Raw genomic sequence first — 15,221 nt, 5'->3', positions numbered from 1 at the left:
GCCGCCGCCGTTGTCGACCGTCGTTCGGAGATTGCCCATGAAGAACTCGCCCATTCCGCCGCGTGTGTCGACCGCAATCTTTTTGCTGTTGGCATTCGGCTGGTGCGCCGGTTCGCTGTGCGCCCAGGAAAAAAGCTTTCTTTGGCAGGTCGAGGGCAATAACCGCGTCTACATTCTCGGCTCGATCCATCTACTTAGAAAAGCCGACAGCGCGCTCAAGCCGATCATCGACGAAACAATCGCCAAGGCAAAGAGGCTGGTCTTCGAGATCGATTTGCTCAACGAAGGGCCGGAGAAGATGCAGCAGCTGGTGCTCAAACGGGGCATGAATCTCGATGGCAAGACTTTGTCGCAAAAAGTTTCTTCAGAGACCATGCAAATGGCGACCGTTTGGGCCAACGATCTCGGCATCGAAATCAAAATGCTGAGCCCATTCAAACCTTGGGTCGCGGGCATGACATGATTGTTAGGCAGTTGCAAAAGCTTGGCTACGATCCGAACTTGGGTGTGGACCGCCTTTTGGCCGAGCGTGCGAAATTGGCAGGCAAACCGGTGAGCGGTTTGGAAAGCGGCGAATTTCAGATCGAACTCCTGGATGGTTTACCGGCGGATCTGCAAGAAATGATGTTGCGCCAATCCTTCGCTGAAATGGAGCAGTTCGACAAGACCGTCGATACCATGGTGCGAGCGTGGCGCAAAGGCGATGTCGTCGCCGCGGAAAAATTATTCTTGGAGAGCATGGCGGATTATCCGGCGCTGCGCGAGAAGCTGCTCGACCAGCGCAATCGGAATTGGCTGCCGCAGATCGAAAATTTCTTAAAGCTCGACGAAGATGTTTTGGTGGTGGTGGGCGCGGCCCATTTAGTCGGCAAGAACGGCCTCATTGAGTTGCTCAAAGGACGCGGCTATAAAATGGAGCAAAAGTAATGGCCCGGCAAAAAAACCAGAGCAAAGCGATCTGCGTGGCCGATTGGATGAGCACCGGCGTGCTCGCCGTCGAAACATTCGACAGCATCGCCATCGCGCGCCAATTGATGGCCAAGCATCGGATCAACCAATTGCCGGTGCTCGACGACGATCGTTTGATCGGCATCGTCACCGATCGCGACATCCGCGACGCTTATCCGACCAGCATGATGATCGACCGCACCGAGGCGATCGACGAGTTCGCTGAAAAGGTCACGGTGGAAGAAGTCATGACCCGCGACATATTCATCGTCCGGCCCGAGACGCCGCTGCTTCAGGCCGTCGCCCTGTTGCGCAAACATCGCATCGGTTCTCTGCCGGTGGTGCGGGACGAACAACTTGAGGGAATTATCACGCGCAGCGATATTCTCGATTTCGTTCTCGGCGGCTCCGTCAAAGGTCAGCGTGACGCGCCGCCACGGGCAAAGAAAAAGCCGACTCCGGGTCGGAAAAAAGATTGAAAGGAAATTTGCGCCATGCCGTCGTTCGATATCGTTAGCCGCATCGATATGCAGGAGGTGGATAACGCCGTTAACATCACCACCAAGACGATTCTCACGCGCTACGATTTTCGTAACTCCAAAACGGAGATTCGCTTGGACAAGAAAGAGCAGAAAATTCATGTCACCACCGAAGACGACATGAAGATGCGCGCGGTGCAGGACACGCTGATAGAGAATCTGGTCAAGCGCAAGGTCGACCGGCGCTGCTTGGACTCGAAAAGTTCGGAAGCGGCCGCCCTCGGCATGCTCAAGCGCGAGATCGCCATCAAAGACGGCGTCGACTCCGACAACGCCCGCGCCATCGTCAAGATGATCAAGGACAAGAAATTCAAAGTCCAAGCAGCGATGCAAGACAGCCAAGTGCGCGTCACCGGCAAAAGCATCGACGATTTGCAGGCGGTGATTCAAATGCTGCGTGGCGCGGATATTCCGATACCGCTGCAATTTGTCAACATGCAGAGCCGGTGAGACGTAATAATACTTATTCCAAGTCTAACGTTAAAATGTTTTCACCACGAAGGACACGAAGAGCACGAAGTTCGGGGCAATAATTGTGCGAACCCTTCGTGATCTTCGTGGTGAAAGAACAAATCCGAACTTGGGACATCAACGACGCTAACTCTTAATTGATCGGAATTATAAATATGATCGGAGCCGACGATGGACAAAATCAAAAAGAACGACGACGAGTGGAAGAAACAACTGACCGACGAGCAGTTTTCTGTGGCGCGGAAGAAGGGCACCGAGCGCGCTTTCACGGGCGAGTATTGGGACAATCATGAGAAGGGAACTTACCGTTGCATTTGCTGCGGCAACGAACTGTTCAGTTCGGAGACCAAGTTCGACTCCGGCACCGGCTGGCCGAGTTTTTACGCGCCGGTGGCGGCCGACAACGTCGAAACCGAAACCGACACCAGCTACGGCATGCGCCGGGTCGAAGCGCTGTGCAGCAAGTGCGACGCTCACTTGGGCCATGTTTTCGACGACGGTCCCAAGCCGACTAGCCTGCGCTACTGCATCAACTCGGCGTCGCTGAAGTTCGAAAAAGACAAATAGCGTGAGCGATCTCGCTTTTCAGGATCAAGGCTCGGTACATCATTGCCATGGTTGCGGCGCCGCCAATGAGAAAGGCTTGCAGCTAAAAAGTTTTTGGAACGGCGATGAGGCGGTTGCCACCTGGCGCGCCCAGCCGCATCACTGCGGCGGCGCCCAGGATAATTTAAACGGCGGCATTATCGCTTCGCTAATCGATTGCCACAGCTTGAACCTCGCCATCGCCCACGCCTATCGCGCCGAAGGGCGCGCCATCGGCAGCGCGCCGCGCATCGGTTACGTCACGGCGAATTTGAATGTTTCCTATTTGAAGCCAACGCCGCTGCACGAACAAATTGATTTACGCGCACGGATTGCCAAGTTGGATGGCCGAAAGGCTTGGGTCGATTGCGCATTGAGCGTCGCCGGACTGATTCGCGCTACCGGCGAAGTGCTGGGCGTACGGGTGGAATGGTGAATCGCGCCCCTACAGGATCGATGGCGATGGAATACACAACTTTAGGTAGAACAGGTTTGAAAGTTAGCGTCGCTGGACTGGGCTGCGGCGGGCCGAGCCGGCTCGGCATGCGCGGCGATGCCGGGGCGGAAGAACATGCGGTTCGCTTGATCAAGCAGGCGCTCGATCTCGGCGTCAACTTTCTCGACACGGCGCAGAATTACGGCACCGAAGGGGTGGTCGGCAAAGCGATCGCCGGACGGCCGCGGGATCAGGTGGTGATCTCCACTAAGATAACCTTACCGAAGCCCGACGATACCGATCCTGCGGCGGCGATTTTTGCCGGTGTCGAGAAGAGTTTAAGATTGCTCGGCACCGACTACATCGACATCTATCATCTGCACGGCGTCGAGCCCAAGGATTACCAGTTCGCGCAAGATCGTTTGATCGAACCGATGCGCCGGTTGAAGGAGCAGGGCAAGATTCGTTTCATCGGCGTCACCGAAGGGTTTGTCGTCGACACCGCGCACACGATGTTGGAAGACAGTCTCAAAAAAAATCTCTGGGACGTGGTGATGGTCGGCTTCAGTTTGCTCAATCCGTCGGCGCGCAAAAACATTTTTCCGCTGACGCTGCAAGCCGGCGTCGGGGTCCTCGACATGTTCGCCGTGCGGCGCGCCTTAAGCCAAACTAAGCGGCTCATGGAGATGTGCGCAGAGCTGGTTGAGAAGGGTACCCTGGCAAAAGATGCACTCGAACTGAACGACCCGCTGGGTTTCTTACTCAAAGAAACTGACGCCGCGACGTTGCCGGAAGCGGCCTACCGTTTTTGCCGTCATGAGCAAGGTGTCGATGTGGTTCTCACGGGCACCGGCAATCTGGATCATCTGAATGAAAACTTAAACGCGATCACCAAACCGCCGTTACCCAAAGCCGCGCTTGCCAAGCTCGACAAGTTGTTCGGCGATTTAGACACCCTGACTGGCAACTAAATCAATCCATCACGTTTCCATTTTTAAGCGAGCATCCGTCCGTCTCTGTCCTACGAATCCCAACGCGCGCTGCCGCAGTGCGTCGTTTGTTCCATAGCTTCCTGCCAACAATTCCAAGTGCTGCCGCTAGGGTTCCTCCAATTCGCTCAGAGGGAATCGGGCGCGCTAAAGTCCTACGTAGTCTTACCGATCTATGGATCAATAAACTTGAATGTATCTTGTTCGATGGCTTGGAAAGAACCTGACACTATGAAGAGATCGTATCCGATTAGAAGGTTAATCGCCGGTTATTTCATAATCGCAGCGGCGGGAATCAGTGTTCCTGTCTACGTCATCGCGCAAACCCACCGCATCGGCGTGCTGACGCCCGGTCTGACTTTCGAACCGGCGCTGGACGGCCTCAAAGAGGGGCTGGAGCGGTTAGGTTTCCGCCCGGATAAGGAGCTGAGCTTCGCGGTCCAGGATACTAAGGGATCGAACTCCGATCTCGCCGAACCGATCAAGAAAATTCTTGAGTTCCGTCCCAGCGTGTTGTTCGCCGTGACCACCGCCCATGCGGTTGCCGTTAAGCAATTGGCTGGCGAGCTGCCGATTGTATTTGTTTGGGTCAGCGACCCGGTGAAGTCAGGCTTGACCACCGGCTACGGCAATTCGAAAAGCAATGCCACCGGCATCATGAGTCATTCCGTGCTGCTGTCGGGAAAACGCTTGGAGGTTCTCAAGGAGCTGGTGCCGGGAGTGAAGCGGATCTTGGCGCTGGTTGCGGCGAAGGACGGTATCTCTTTGGATTCCCTCAAGCTCGTCGAAAGCAGCGCCGAGAAGTTGCGGATTGAAATCGTCCGCCGTGAGGTTTCGAGCCGAGAGGACATCGAGAAAGCTCTGGCAGCTCTCCCCCGCGGCGCTGTCGATGCGATCTACCATGTGCCGTCGGTCCTGGCGAGCACCCATATCGACATGCTGATCAAAAAGTCCAAGCAAGAAAAGCTGCCGATGATAACCCATGAGACGACGATGGCTGAACGGGGCGCGCTGTTTTCCTACGGCGCCGATTTTCACCAGAGCGGTCTTCAATCGGCCAGGTTGCTGGCCAAGATTCTCAAAGGGGGCAAGCCGTCAGAAATTCCCACGGAGGCGCCGGATAAACTCGTGCTCGTGATCAATCAGACGACCGCCAAATTGTTAGGCTCAAGGATTTCCCGTGAGGCGATGTCCCGCGTGGATCGCATTGTCGAATAAGAATCGTCAAAAATGAAGGTGATAAGCATGGAGTCAAGCAAATTGAAAAATATCGCAATCACGACTTGCCTGTTAGCGGCGGCAATCGGATTCTGCGGCGCGGTACCCGTGAGCGCGCAGCCGGCGCCGGCGAATATTGGAGTGCTGACGCCGGGAGTGAACTTTGCGCCGGTGTTGGACGGACTGCGCGAGGGGCTGATGAAATTCGGTTACCGCGAAGGTAAGAATCTGAGTTTTATCGTCGAGGATAGCAAAGGCGAGACGGCCAACCTTGACGGGCATGTGGCAAAACTGATCGAGGCGAAGCCGGATCTGATTTTTACGGTGGCAACAGCGCACACGACTGCGGTCAAACGAGCCACCGCAACGATTCCGATTGTCTTTACCGTGGTGGGCGATCCGGTGCGTGCTCAGCTCGTCGACAGCTTCGCCTCGTCGCGCAACAATGTCACGGGGGTATCCAATCACGCAGCGCTGCTAACGGCGAAGCGGCTAGAACTGTTAAAGGACCTCGCGCCCAGGGCGAAGTCGGTCTTGGTGATCGTTTCGATAAATGAAACCAGTGCCAAGGTCGTGCTGCCCTATTTAAACGAGCCCGCCAAAAAGATGGGTTTCCGTCTGGTAAGCAAAGACGTCGTCGGCACCGAAGACTTTGGCAAACTGCTGGCAGAAAGATGGCAGAGCATTGACGCGATCTTTCCTATTCCGTCCGTTCTAATCGGGATGAATATTCAGGGATTGATCGCCAAAGCGAAAATGGAACGTATACCTTTAGTTGTTCACGAGGACTCTTGGGTTAAAGCGGGCGCGCTGGGTTCTTACGGTTCCGACTTCCATTTGATGGGCGCGCAAGCGGCCAAACTCGTGGTTAAAGTTTTGAAAGGCGTGAAACCCGCCGAGATCCCGATCGAGACGCCGTATCCTCTGGTGCTCACGATCAATCGTAGCACCGCCAAAGCGATCGGTCTCAAAGTTCCTGAAAAAATCTTGGAGCGGGCCGATAAAATATTCGACTAAGGCGTTCGACGATTCAGGTAAAAGAAAGACGTGATGAAACTTCTCCGAGCGTCGACACTGCGCGCCAAATTCTTTAGTTTGCTATTGATCAATTTAGCCGTGATCGGCGTCGCGGTCTTGGTACTTTGGCAGTGGCGCATCGATCCGACCTTGCGCGCGGGCGTGAGCCAACGGCAAGAGCAGTTGTTGCTGCGCGCCTCCGCGCATATCGTTGAGTTCGTCGACCAACGGGCCAGCCGTCTTGCGACCGCCGGTGAAATCGGCAGATTTTGGGAAGCCAAGGCCGACGCGCAAAGACAAGCGTTGACCCGGTTGATGAAACTCGACCCACAAATTCGTCAACTCTCGTTCGTAGACGCCACCGGCAAACGGATCGAGCAAGTCTCCCGCGATCAAGTCTATGAAGAGGCGCAAGTCGTCGATCTCACATTCGCGCCGATATTTCTCGAACCGATGCGCGGCAAGGTTTTCTACGGCCCAGTGGAGTACGAGTTTACCGCGGAACCCTTCGTAACGGTTGCGGTGCCGGTGCGCTATACGGCGGCCGAGATCGCCGGCGCGATGATCGCTCGAGTGAGTCTCAAAAATCTTTGGGAGGCGGTGGCCGATATCAGCGCGGAAACCAGCGGAGTGGTTTCCGTCGCCGATGCTAAGGGCCGGCTGATCGCTCATCCGGATTATTCAAAGGTTTTGTTGGCGGCGAATACCGCCAAGTTAAATGTTGCGGCGAACCAGCGCAGCGCGGCCTCCGGCGCGACGATTGAAAGCCGTTTGATAATTCCCAAACTCGGCTGGACGGTGATCGTCGAAGAGCCCGAGGCCACAGCGTTGGGACAATTGCTGGCGGTTAAGTGGGCATTCTTCGCGATCCTCGGTCTTAGCATCGTCGTTGCCTTTGGCTTTAGTGCATTTTTTAGTAACCGCATTACCGGCGCGGTGCGTGATCTGGCGGCCGGCGCGCGTTCGATCGCCGAGGGCAACTTAGATCATCGACTGAATATCCGCACCGGCGACGAGCTTGAAAGTTTGGCTGAGCAGTTCAACGGCATGGCCGCGACGTTGAAAGAGTCGTACCAGGGTCTGGAAGAAAAGATCGCCGAACGGACTCAAGAGCTGACGACGCTCTACTCCGAAAGCGTCAAGCAAGGCGAGCAGTTGGAGACGGCCAAAGACGAGGCCGAAGCGGCAACCCAAGCCAAGAGCGACTTTCTCGCCAACATGAGCCACGAGATTCGCACGCCGATGAACGCGGTGATCGGCATGACCGGGCTGCTGCTCGATACCAAGCTCAACGACGAACAGCGCGACTTCACCCAGACGATCCGCAAGAGCGGCGACGCGTTGCTGGAACTGATCAATGATATTCTAGATTTTTCCAAGATCGAAGCCGGACAACTCGACATCGAACAAGCGCCGTTCGATGTGCGTCAGTGCGTCGAGGAGGCCGCCGATTTGGTTACTGGACGGGCTAGCGAGAAAGGTCTGGAGCTGATTTATTCCATCGACCCGAGTGTCCCGTGGGGCATTGTCGGCGATCTCGCCCGGGTGCGCCAGGTGGTGGTCAATCTGGTCAACAACGCGGTGAAGTTCACCGAGAAGGGCATTGTGTTTATCGATGTGAAGCGCGGAGACGGACAAATCGATAATGGACAATTGAAAATTGAAAATGGCATCGGAGTGAGCGCTGATCTTGGAGCGAAGTCTGAAACTCGAAACTTGCAACTCGAAACCCGAAACCAGGTAGGCGGAGGGGACGAGCTGGAGGTGGTTTTTTCGGTGCGCGATACCGGTATCGGTATTCCCGCCGATCGGTTGAATCGGTTGTTCAAATCTTTTAGCCAAGTCGATAGTTCGACGACGCGACTGTATGGCGGCACGGGTTTGGGTTTAGCGATCTCAAAACAGCTGGTCGAACTGATGGGCGGTAAAATTTGGGTCGAGAGCGAAGTGGGCAAAGGTTCAACCTTCTCGTTTACCATCCGCGGCACGGCCGTCGCGGCTCCAAGTGTCGAGAAGCAGCGCTCTGAGTTGACTGGAAAACGGGTTTTGTCGGTGGACGATCAGGAGATCAACCTTGCCATCGTTACGCGCCAACTCGAAGCTCAGGGTATGGTCGTCAGATCGGCCGCTTCAGGCGCTGATGCGTTGAGATTTATTAAGAACGGCGAAAAATTCGATGTCGCGCTGTTGGACATGCAGATGCCGGAGATGGACGGTATCGAGTTGGCGGCGCGAATCCACTCGCGCCAAGGCTGTGAATCCCTGCCGTTGGTCATGCTGACCTCGGCGCGGCCGGAATTCGCCAACCATGACTTTGTCCGGGTGTTGGTCAAACCGGTTAAGGCGTCACAGCTCTGCGATGTGCTAGTGAAAGTGCTCGGCGGTTCGTCGAAGAATGGCGCTTCACTGGCCAAGCCCAAAGTTGAGCAAAAATTGGCTGAACGATTTCCGCTAAAAATACTTCTCGCCGAGGACAACGTCGTGAACCAGAAGGTCGCGATCAAGATTCTCGACCGCATGGGTTATCGCCCGGACGTGGTCGCCAACGGCAAAGAAGCGGTGGCGGCGGTGAAACGGCAACACTACGACGTGGTGTTGATGGACGTGCAGATGCCTGAAATGGACGGGCTCGAAGCGACCAGTGTGATTCGTCAGCGGCTCGGCGATCAGCGCCCGTGGATTATCGCGCTGACGGCGAACGCGCTGCAAGGCGACCGGGAAAAATATCTTGGCGTCGGCATGGACGACTACTTGAGCAAACCGATTCGGGTCGCGGAGTTGGCCAGGGTGTTGGCGCAGGCGGGACAAAGGACTTTAGCGGCCGCCAACGTGGAGTGCACCGTGGCGGACAAGATGCCTGACGCTGACGCTCTCAGGACACTTTAGGAGGATATCACGATGGCATTGATGGAAAGAAAAACTCCTCCCGCCCTTCGATCCGCCCATCTGTCGGGTTTCACTCCGGGAAAGGGCGGCTTTTGGACCACAACGAAGACTCGCGTGAGCATCGGCAAAAAGATATTGCTGATCGCGGCGGCGAGCTTCGCCTTGCCGATCGGTGTCTTGGCGTACCTGATCGTTGCTAACATCAATGCCTCCATCGACTTTGCCACCCAAGAGCTTCGTGGTAACGCCTATCAACGCCGCCTCGAAGAACTGCTTCAGCTGATCCAGGGGTACCAATTGACGAGTCTGGTGACGACCAACGCGCCGATGGCCCGGGACCCACGAGAAACCATCGCCGCGAGCTTTCAACGCCTCATCGACGAAGACCGTCGCTTGGGAACTGCCTTGCAATTTACCGAAGAGGGATTAGCCAAACGCAACCGGCTACACGCGCAAGTGAAAAACCTCCACGGTGAGTGGCAGGCCCTGGCGCGGGCCTGGTCGGAGGGCGGTCTTGGGCGAGCAGATGCCGACAAACAATTCGATCACCTGGCGGGGGATTTGAGGACGATGATCAACCATGCCGGTGACACATCGAATCTGATATTGGATCCCGATCTGGATAGCTACTATCTGATGGATGTGACGCTTTTAGTTTTGCCACAAACCCAGGAACGCCTCGCCCGCGTCGCTCGGTTCGGCTACGCAATTCTCTCACGCGGCAAAGCGACTCCAGACGAGCAAATGCAAATGGCGGTGCATGCCGCCATGCTGCAAGAGTCGGATCTCGACCGCATTACCGCGAGCACCGAAACCTCGATTATTGAAGACGCAAATTTTCATGGCACCAGTCCGACGCTGCAGAAAAATTTGCGACCGGCATTGATAAAATATCGAGACGCCGCGAAGAAGTTTATCGCGCTGACACAACAGGCCGCAGCCACGGAGGGCGGCGGGGTCACGCCGGCAGTTTACTTGCCAGCGGCGATAGAAGCTCGTGAAGCGAGCTTCGAATACTGGAAGGTTGCGGTGGGCGAACTCGATATATTACTGCGGACTCGCGTCGGTATCTTTGAGTCGGAACGCGCATGGTCGATGGGTGTGTCGGCGCTGGGAATTATCGCCGCGAGTTTGATGGCCTGGTTTCTTGCGCGGATGGTTGAAACCAGTACCCGAGAGATCGTCCACCTCAATGCAACGCTGGAAGGGGAAATCACCGAACGATGCAGCGCCGAGCGACAGCTGCAAATCCAAATGGTTGAACTCCAGGACGTAAAGGTGCAGGTCGAACAGCAGGCTGCTCAAGTGACGAGAAAAGCTGATGAGCTAGCTGAGGCCCTCGAGAAGGCGGAGGTGGCGACCCGCGCCAAATCGGAATTCTTAGCCAACATGAGCCACGAGATCCGCACACCGATGAATGCGGTGATTGGCATGACCGGTTTGTTACTCGATACCGAGCAGACGAAAGACCAGCGCGACTTTACCGAGACCATCCGCTCGAGCGGCGATGCGTTGCTGACGCTGATCAACGATATCTTGGATTTCTCCAAAATCGAAGCGGGCAAACTAGAAGTCGAGCAGGTGCCCTTCGATATCCGCCAGAGCATCGAAGAGACCGCCGACCTGGTGTTGCCGCGAGCGACGGAGAAAAATATCGAACTGGTCTACTCCATCGACCCGAGTGTGCCGTTTGGCATCGTCGGCGATCTCTCGCGGGTGCGCCAGGTGCTGGTTAATCTGGCCAACAACGCGGTTAAGTTCACCGAGCAGGGGTTGGTGCTGATTGAGGTCAAGTGCGGGGAAGGCAATAGGCAGCAGGCAACAGGCAGAAGTGAGAACGGGGAAGTCGGAAGTCAGAAGTCAGAATCGGCCGACGAAAATCGCGTTGTCGAGATCGAATTTTCGGTTCGCGATACCGGTATTGGTATTCCCGCCGAACGAATGGATCGGCTATTCAAGTCGTTCAGCCAGGTCGACACCTCGACGACGCGCCAGTTCGGCGGCACGGGATTGGGACTGGCGATTTCAAAGCAATTAGTCGAGCTGATGGGTGGGCGGATCTGGGTGGAAAGTGAAGCGGGGAAGGGATCGACTTTTAGTTTTACCGTTGTCGGGAAGGCTCACGACGCGCGGCAGAAAACTGGGCAACGTGCCGCGCTCAAAGGCAAGCGTGTCCTGGCGGTCGACGATCTCGATGTAAACCGCAAAATCCTCAAGCGCCAATTGGAGTCCGAAGGCTTGATCGTGATTTCAGCGGATTCAGGAAGCGCGGCGCTGGAGCTTTTTAAGGCTCAAGAAAAGTTCGACGTGGCGATCCTCGACATGCAGATGCCGGGAATGGACGGGATCGAGCTGGCAAGCAAGACTCGCGAGTTGCCGGACTACCGCGAGCTACCGCTTATCTTACTGAGCTCGATGGGGCGGCGCGATGGCGCTAAACAGTTATTTACCGCCGAGTTGACCAAACCGGTTAGGGAAGCGCGGCTCCTTGACGCTCTGTCGATGGTATTTGGCGCTCAGGTGAAAGAAGCCGTGAATGGCAACTTGAGCCTTGATCCCGGGATCGCGGCGCGCCAACCGCTGCGGATTCTATTGGCCGAAGACAACGTGGTGAATCAAAAAGTCGCCGGCAAAATTCTCGAGCGCATGGGTTATCGCGCCGACGTGGTCTCTAACGGCAAGGAAGCGGTGGAAGCGGTGGAACGGCAACACTACGATGTGGTGTTGATGGACGTGCAGATGCCTGAAATGGACGGGCTCGAAGCGACCAGCGTGATTCGTCAGCGGCTCGGCGACCGGCGCCCGTGGATAATCGCGCTGACCGCCAACGCGCTGCAAGGCGACCGGGAAAAATATCTTGGCGTCGGCATGGACGACTACTTGAGCAAACCGATTCGGGTCGAGGAGTTGGCCAAGGTGTTGAGCCACGCGGCGACGCAGGCTACGCGTGTGCGTGCGCCGCAAATTTTGGCGTCCAGCGAGCCGGCGATCTTCGATCTGCGCTGACGCGCACAATTACTCGGACTGAAATAGCTTTGAATATTGCTGCCAAGACGCCGGCGCGATTTTCGCCGTGCGCAGATTCTCATCCACATGCTTTTGCTGTTTCATGCCGACCAGCGCGGTGGTGACGCCGGGCGTGGAGCGGACGAATTGCAGCGCCCGCTGGCCGTCGGTTTCGAGGCCGGTAAAGGTTTCTTCGATGATCGGCGGTAGATTCTTTGTCAGCTGTCCTTGCAGCACCGAGGCGCTGCACATGACCGTGATGCCGAGCTCCTGCGCGGTGTCGAGCAGCGTGTGATGATGGCCGTGGAGCGGTTGGTTGGCGTTGGACAGCGCTTCGCTCATGCCCAAGTTGAGCGGCAGCTGCAGCGCTTTGAAATGATGGCCTTTGCCGCCGACTTGCTCCGCTAGACCGACGACTTCCGGTAGCGACAAATAATCTTTGGCGTTCGGCTCGCCGCGAAAAGCGTTCCAGCTCGCCACGCCGTACATGGCGATCTTACCGTCCGCCACCGCGCCTTCCAACGCTTCGAAGGCGGCGCTGAGTCGGCGGTTGAATTTGTCTTTGGGGATTTTGCCGAGTTGGGTTTCCGGATTGTGGACGTAGTAGATGTCGAGGCATTCCAGATCGAGATTGCGCCGGCTGGCGTCGAGCTGATTGAGCAAGTAGGCCGGCGTCATGCAATGAACCGCGCCGACGATTTCCTCCGCGCTGGCGAGTCCGGTGGCGATGAATGTCGCTTCGATATATTGCTTTACATCTTTTGGCGGCGCGCCGTCGTAGGGAATGAAGCCGCCCTTGGTAGCGACGACGATTTCGTCGCGGTTGTAGGCTTTGGCCGCCAGCTCTTTGAGCGCCGTGCCGATGGCGCGCTCGCTTCTTTGCATGCGGTAGTTGATGGCGCTGTCGATGACGTTGCAGCCCGACGCGACGGCGTGGACCACCGCTTGGTGGTACTCTTGATCGGTGGCGTCGTCATGATTGCCCAAATAGGTGCCGATGCCGATGGAGGAAAGCCAGAGTTCCTGTGCCTGGCGAAAGTGTTCCGGCGCCAACTTATCGCTGAAGCGCTGGCGATAGCGCTCCGTGCCCGCCGCGCTCGCCGAACCAGGACTTTTCATTTTGCGACCTTTCCTTTGCCGCCGCCGCGAAATAGCAGACCGTCGAGACCCAAAGTGCGTCCGGGCCGGGCCAAGACGAAAATCGCCAGGACGATGAGAAAAATTTCTTGCTGGGTGCGCAGCGTGCCGCCGCGGGCGATGCCCATTGCCAAGAAGTAATTGCCGACCATGAACAGGCCGGCCAGCGCGCTCAATCGGCTGAACAGTCCGACCAGCAGGCAAGCGCCGACGGCGATCTCGCCGATCATGACTAAATAGCCGATCAGTTCATGGTGCGGCGCGACATAGTCGGTCAATAGTTTTTTGTACCAGGAAAAAGTTTCAAGGGTGGCGAGGTCGCCGATTTGCCGGCCGATCCAATCGCCCTTGGGAAAGTCCTGCTGAAATTTTCGCACGCCTTGGCGGAGCAAATAGTAGCCGACGTAAAGGCGCAGCACGGCGAGATACCACAGATAGGTTCTTTCCCGAAGATTCATCAAACTCCCGGCAAAATTATCGAGTGCGGCCAAGATAGCTCCGATGGTGCGGCGGATCAAGTTATTCGGAGAGAATCCAGTAGTCAGTAGTCCGTCGTCCGTCGTCGGCGCTGGACGTTTTCGTTCGGCGCGTGTTATAGCCAACAGCATCTACTTGGCGATGCCATGGGTTCGGCCTCGGGACCGCTGGAGAAAATTCTGAGCTCGCTGCCCACCGATCATGATCCTACCGGCGATTCGCCGCCTGAGATTGAACAGACGACCGCGCGATTCTCCGATCGCCTGTTCCAACACCGCGCCGTGGAAGTCCTGCGCTACCGCGACTTTCGTGTGCTCTGGTTTGGCCACGTGTTCGGTTCGATGGCGTTTTGGATGGATCAGGTGACGCGCGGTTGGCTCATCTACGAGTTAACTAATTCGACCGTCCAACTCGGGATGATCCGCGGCGTGCAGGCGATTCCGATTCTTTTTCTCTCGCCCATCGCGGGCAGCGTCGCCGATCGTTATTCGCGCCGGATGCAGATTCTCATTACCCAGTGCGCCGACGGCGCGATGTTCGCCGTGTTGGCGATACTGATCGTTACCGGCGCCATCGAACCTTGGCATGTTTATGCCACGGCTTTCGGCATGGCGGTGGTTCAGACGTTTCATCAGCCGGCCCGAGCGGCGATTATCGCCGATGTCGTGCCGCGAACTCATCTGACCAATGCGATTGGGCTGGGCTCGATGATTTTTAATGTCGCGCGCAGCCTCGGCCCGGCGCTGGCGGGGGTGCTGATCACGGTATTTGGCACCGGCGGTGCGTACGCGGCCCAGGCATTTTTTTTCGTGCTCGCGACTTTTTGGACTTGGCAGTTGAGCGGTGCTGAATCAGGCGCGGCAAAGTCGCGCGCTCATGCGAGTCAGCACGCGTCGTTGGCTAGCAGCATCGTCGAGGGTTGGCGCTTCAGCTGGCAAAATGAAACCGTGCGCACGGCGCTCTTGATTACCATGCTCGCCGCTTTGTTCATCGTGCCGTTCACGGCGCTGTTGCCGGTGTTCGCCCGCGACATACTGCGGGTCGGCGCCAGCGGGCAGAGTTTGCTATTGACCGCCATGGGCGTGGGCGCGCTCGGCAGCGCGGTGATGATCACCGGTTTCGGCGATCGCATGCCGCGCGGCAAGATCATGCTCGGCGGCGTGGCGCTTTACGGACTCGGCGCCGCCGCGTTCGGCGCGTCGCCGTGGTTTCATTTCTCCATGTTGGTGATGATCGTCATCGGTTTCGCCAACGTCTGCTCCCATGCGCTGGTGCAAACCGTGCTGCAAACTTACTCGCCGCCGGAATTTCGCGGCCGCACGATTGCGCTGTTTCACATGAGCCAGGTGGTGATGACCCTGGGCAGCATGATCATCGGAGCGTTAGCGGCGCTGTTCGGCGCTCAGTGGTCGGTGGTACTGATGGGCAGCGCCGGCGCGCTGGCGATGCTGGGGATTCATCTCGCGCTGCCGAAGGCGTGGCATATTCGCTGAGGTTGCAGAAATCGGATGG

The 15,221-nt window shown here is 56.8% G+C and carries 14 protein-coding genes; 12 read left to right on the top strand and 2 right to left on the bottom strand.

Annotated features, from left to right (window positions below):
- Positions 1-37 precede the first annotated feature (37 nt).
- From EXR70_02410 to EXR70_02360, 11 genes are all read left to right on the top strand, one after another.
- Positions 38-463: a TraB/GumN family protein gene (locus tag EXR70_02410; GenBank protein MSP37332.1), complete on the top strand. Its 426-nt coding sequence runs from the start codon at positions 38-40 to the stop codon at positions 461-463.
- Entirely contained in the window at positions 460-927 is a 468-nt protein-coding gene (locus EXR70_02405) for a TraB/GumN family protein (protein MSP37331.1), read from the top strand. Before EXR70_02410 ends, EXR70_02405 begins: the two co-directional genes overlap by 4 nt.
- Positions 927-1,427, top strand: a complete 501-nt coding sequence (locus EXR70_02400) for a CBS domain-containing protein (GenBank protein ID MSP37330.1) — start codon at positions 927-929, stop codon at positions 1,425-1,427. The genes EXR70_02405 and EXR70_02400 overlap by 1 nt, the downstream gene beginning before the upstream one ends.
- Before the next feature lie 15 nt (positions 1,428-1,442).
- Positions 1,443-1,937: a YajQ family cyclic di-GMP-binding protein gene (locus EXR70_02395; GenBank protein ID MSP37329.1), complete on the top strand. Its 495-nt coding sequence runs from the start codon at positions 1,443-1,445 to the stop codon at positions 1,935-1,937.
- A gap of 192 nt (positions 1,938-2,129) precedes the next feature.
- Positions 2,130-2,525 carry a peptide-methionine (R)-S-oxide reductase gene (gene msrB / locus EXR70_02390; GenBank protein ID MSP37328.1) on the top strand — a complete coding sequence of 132 codons (396 nt, stop codon included), beginning with the start codon at positions 2,130-2,132 and terminating at the stop codon, positions 2,523-2,525.
- 1 nt (position 2,526) lies between these two features.
- Positions 2,527-2,979 carry a PaaI family thioesterase gene (locus EXR70_02385; GenBank protein ID MSP37327.1) on the top strand — a complete coding sequence of 151 codons (453 nt, stop codon included), beginning with the start codon at positions 2,527-2,529 and terminating at the stop codon, positions 2,977-2,979.
- 26 nt (positions 2,980-3,005) lie between these two features.
- Positions 3,006-3,950: an aldo/keto reductase gene (locus EXR70_02380; GenBank protein ID MSP37326.1), complete on the top strand. Its 945-nt coding sequence runs from the start codon at positions 3,006-3,008 to the stop codon at positions 3,948-3,950.
- A 225-nt stretch (positions 3,951-4,175) separates the two neighbouring features.
- The gene (locus EXR70_02375) at positions 4,176-5,186 is read left to right on the top strand and encodes a hypothetical protein (protein MSP37325.1); all 1,011 of its coding nucleotides are present in this window, start codon (positions 4,176-4,178) and stop codon (positions 5,184-5,186) included.
- A 12-nt stretch (positions 5,187-5,198) separates the two neighbouring features.
- Positions 5,199-6,203 (top strand): ABC transporter substrate-binding protein, encoded by a 1,005-nt coding sequence (locus tag EXR70_02370; GenBank protein MSP37324.1) that lies wholly within the window; start codon positions 5,199-5,201, stop codon positions 6,201-6,203.
- Between the two features lie 33 nt (positions 6,204-6,236).
- Positions 6,237-9,089, top strand: coding sequence for a hybrid sensor histidine kinase/response regulator (locus EXR70_02365; protein ID MSP37323.1), 2,853 nt, complete (start codon positions 6,237-6,239; stop codon positions 9,087-9,089).
- 12 nt (positions 9,090-9,101) lie between these two features.
- Complete coding sequence (locus EXR70_02360; GenBank protein MSP37322.1) at positions 9,102-12,095, top strand: response regulator; 2,994 nt, start codon at positions 9,102-9,104, stop codon at positions 12,093-12,095.
- Between the two features lie 9 nt (positions 12,096-12,104).
- Here EXR70_02360 and EXR70_02355 read toward each other — a convergent pair whose 3' ends face one another.
- Positions 12,105-13,214, bottom strand: a complete 1,110-nt coding sequence (locus EXR70_02355) for an aldo/keto reductase (protein MSP37321.1) — start codon at positions 13,212-13,214, stop codon at positions 12,105-12,107.
- A complete protein-coding gene (locus EXR70_02350; protein ID MSP37320.1) occupies positions 13,211-13,840 on the bottom strand; it encodes a DoxX family protein in 630 nt (209 codons plus the stop codon). Before EXR70_02350 ends, EXR70_02355 begins: the two co-directional genes overlap by 4 nt.
- A 15-nt stretch (positions 13,841-13,855) precedes the next feature.
- On the opposite strand from EXR70_02350, the gene EXR70_02345 reads away from it, so the two are divergent.
- Complete coding sequence (locus EXR70_02345) at positions 13,856-15,202, top strand: MFS transporter (protein ID MSP37319.1); 1,347 nt, start codon at positions 13,856-13,858, stop codon at positions 15,200-15,202.
- Positions 15,203-15,221 lie beyond the last annotated feature (19 nt).

The sequence above is a fragment of the Deltaproteobacteria bacterium genome, assembly GCA_009692615.1.
Classification (GTDB): domain Bacteria; phylum Desulfobacterota; class Binatia; order UBA9968; family UBA9968; genus DP-20.
The sequence above is the reverse complement of the archived record's forward strand: the minus strand, read 5'-3'. Positions and strand labels throughout refer to the sequence as shown.

Coding starts and splice junctions, on each gene's coding strand:
- EXR70_02410 (MSP37332.1), top strand. CDS start 38: ATGAAGAACTCGCCCATTCCGCCGCGTGTGTCGACCGCAATCTTTTTG.
- EXR70_02405 (MSP37331.1), top strand. CDS start 460: ATGATTGTTAGGCAGTTGCAAAAGCTTGGCTACGATCCGAACTTGGGT.
- EXR70_02400 (MSP37330.1), top strand. CDS start 927: ATGGCCCGGCAAAAAAACCAGAGCAAAGCGATCTGCGTGGCCGATTGG.
- EXR70_02395 (MSP37329.1), top strand. CDS start 1,443: ATGCCGTCGTTCGATATCGTTAGCCGCATCGATATGCAGGAGGTGGAT.
- msrB (MSP37328.1), top strand. CDS start 2,130: ATGGACAAAATCAAAAAGAACGACGACGAGTGGAAGAAACAACTGACC.
- EXR70_02380 (MSP37326.1), top strand. CDS start 3,006: ATGGAATACACAACTTTAGGTAGAACAGGTTTGAAAGTTAGCGTCGCT.
- EXR70_02375 (MSP37325.1), top strand. CDS start 4,176: ATGGCTTGGAAAGAACCTGACACTATGAAGAGATCGTATCCGATTAGA.
- EXR70_02370 (MSP37324.1), top strand. CDS start 5,199: ATGAAGGTGATAAGCATGGAGTCAAGCAAATTGAAAAATATCGCAATC.
- EXR70_02365 (MSP37323.1), top strand. CDS start 6,237: ATGAAACTTCTCCGAGCGTCGACACTGCGCGCCAAATTCTTTAGTTTG.
- EXR70_02360 (MSP37322.1), top strand. CDS start 9,102: ATGGCATTGATGGAAAGAAAAACTCCTCCCGCCCTTCGATCCGCCCAT.
- EXR70_02355 (MSP37321.1), bottom strand. CDS start 13,214: ATGAAAAGTCCTGGTTCGGCGAGCGCGGCGGGCACGGAGCGCTATCGC.
- EXR70_02350 (MSP37320.1), bottom strand. CDS start 13,840: ATGCTGTTGGCTATAACACGCGCCGAACGAAAACGTCCAGCGCCGACG.
- EXR70_02345 (MSP37319.1), top strand. CDS start 13,856: ATGGGTTCGGCCTCGGGACCGCTGGAGAAAATTCTGAGCTCGCTGCCC.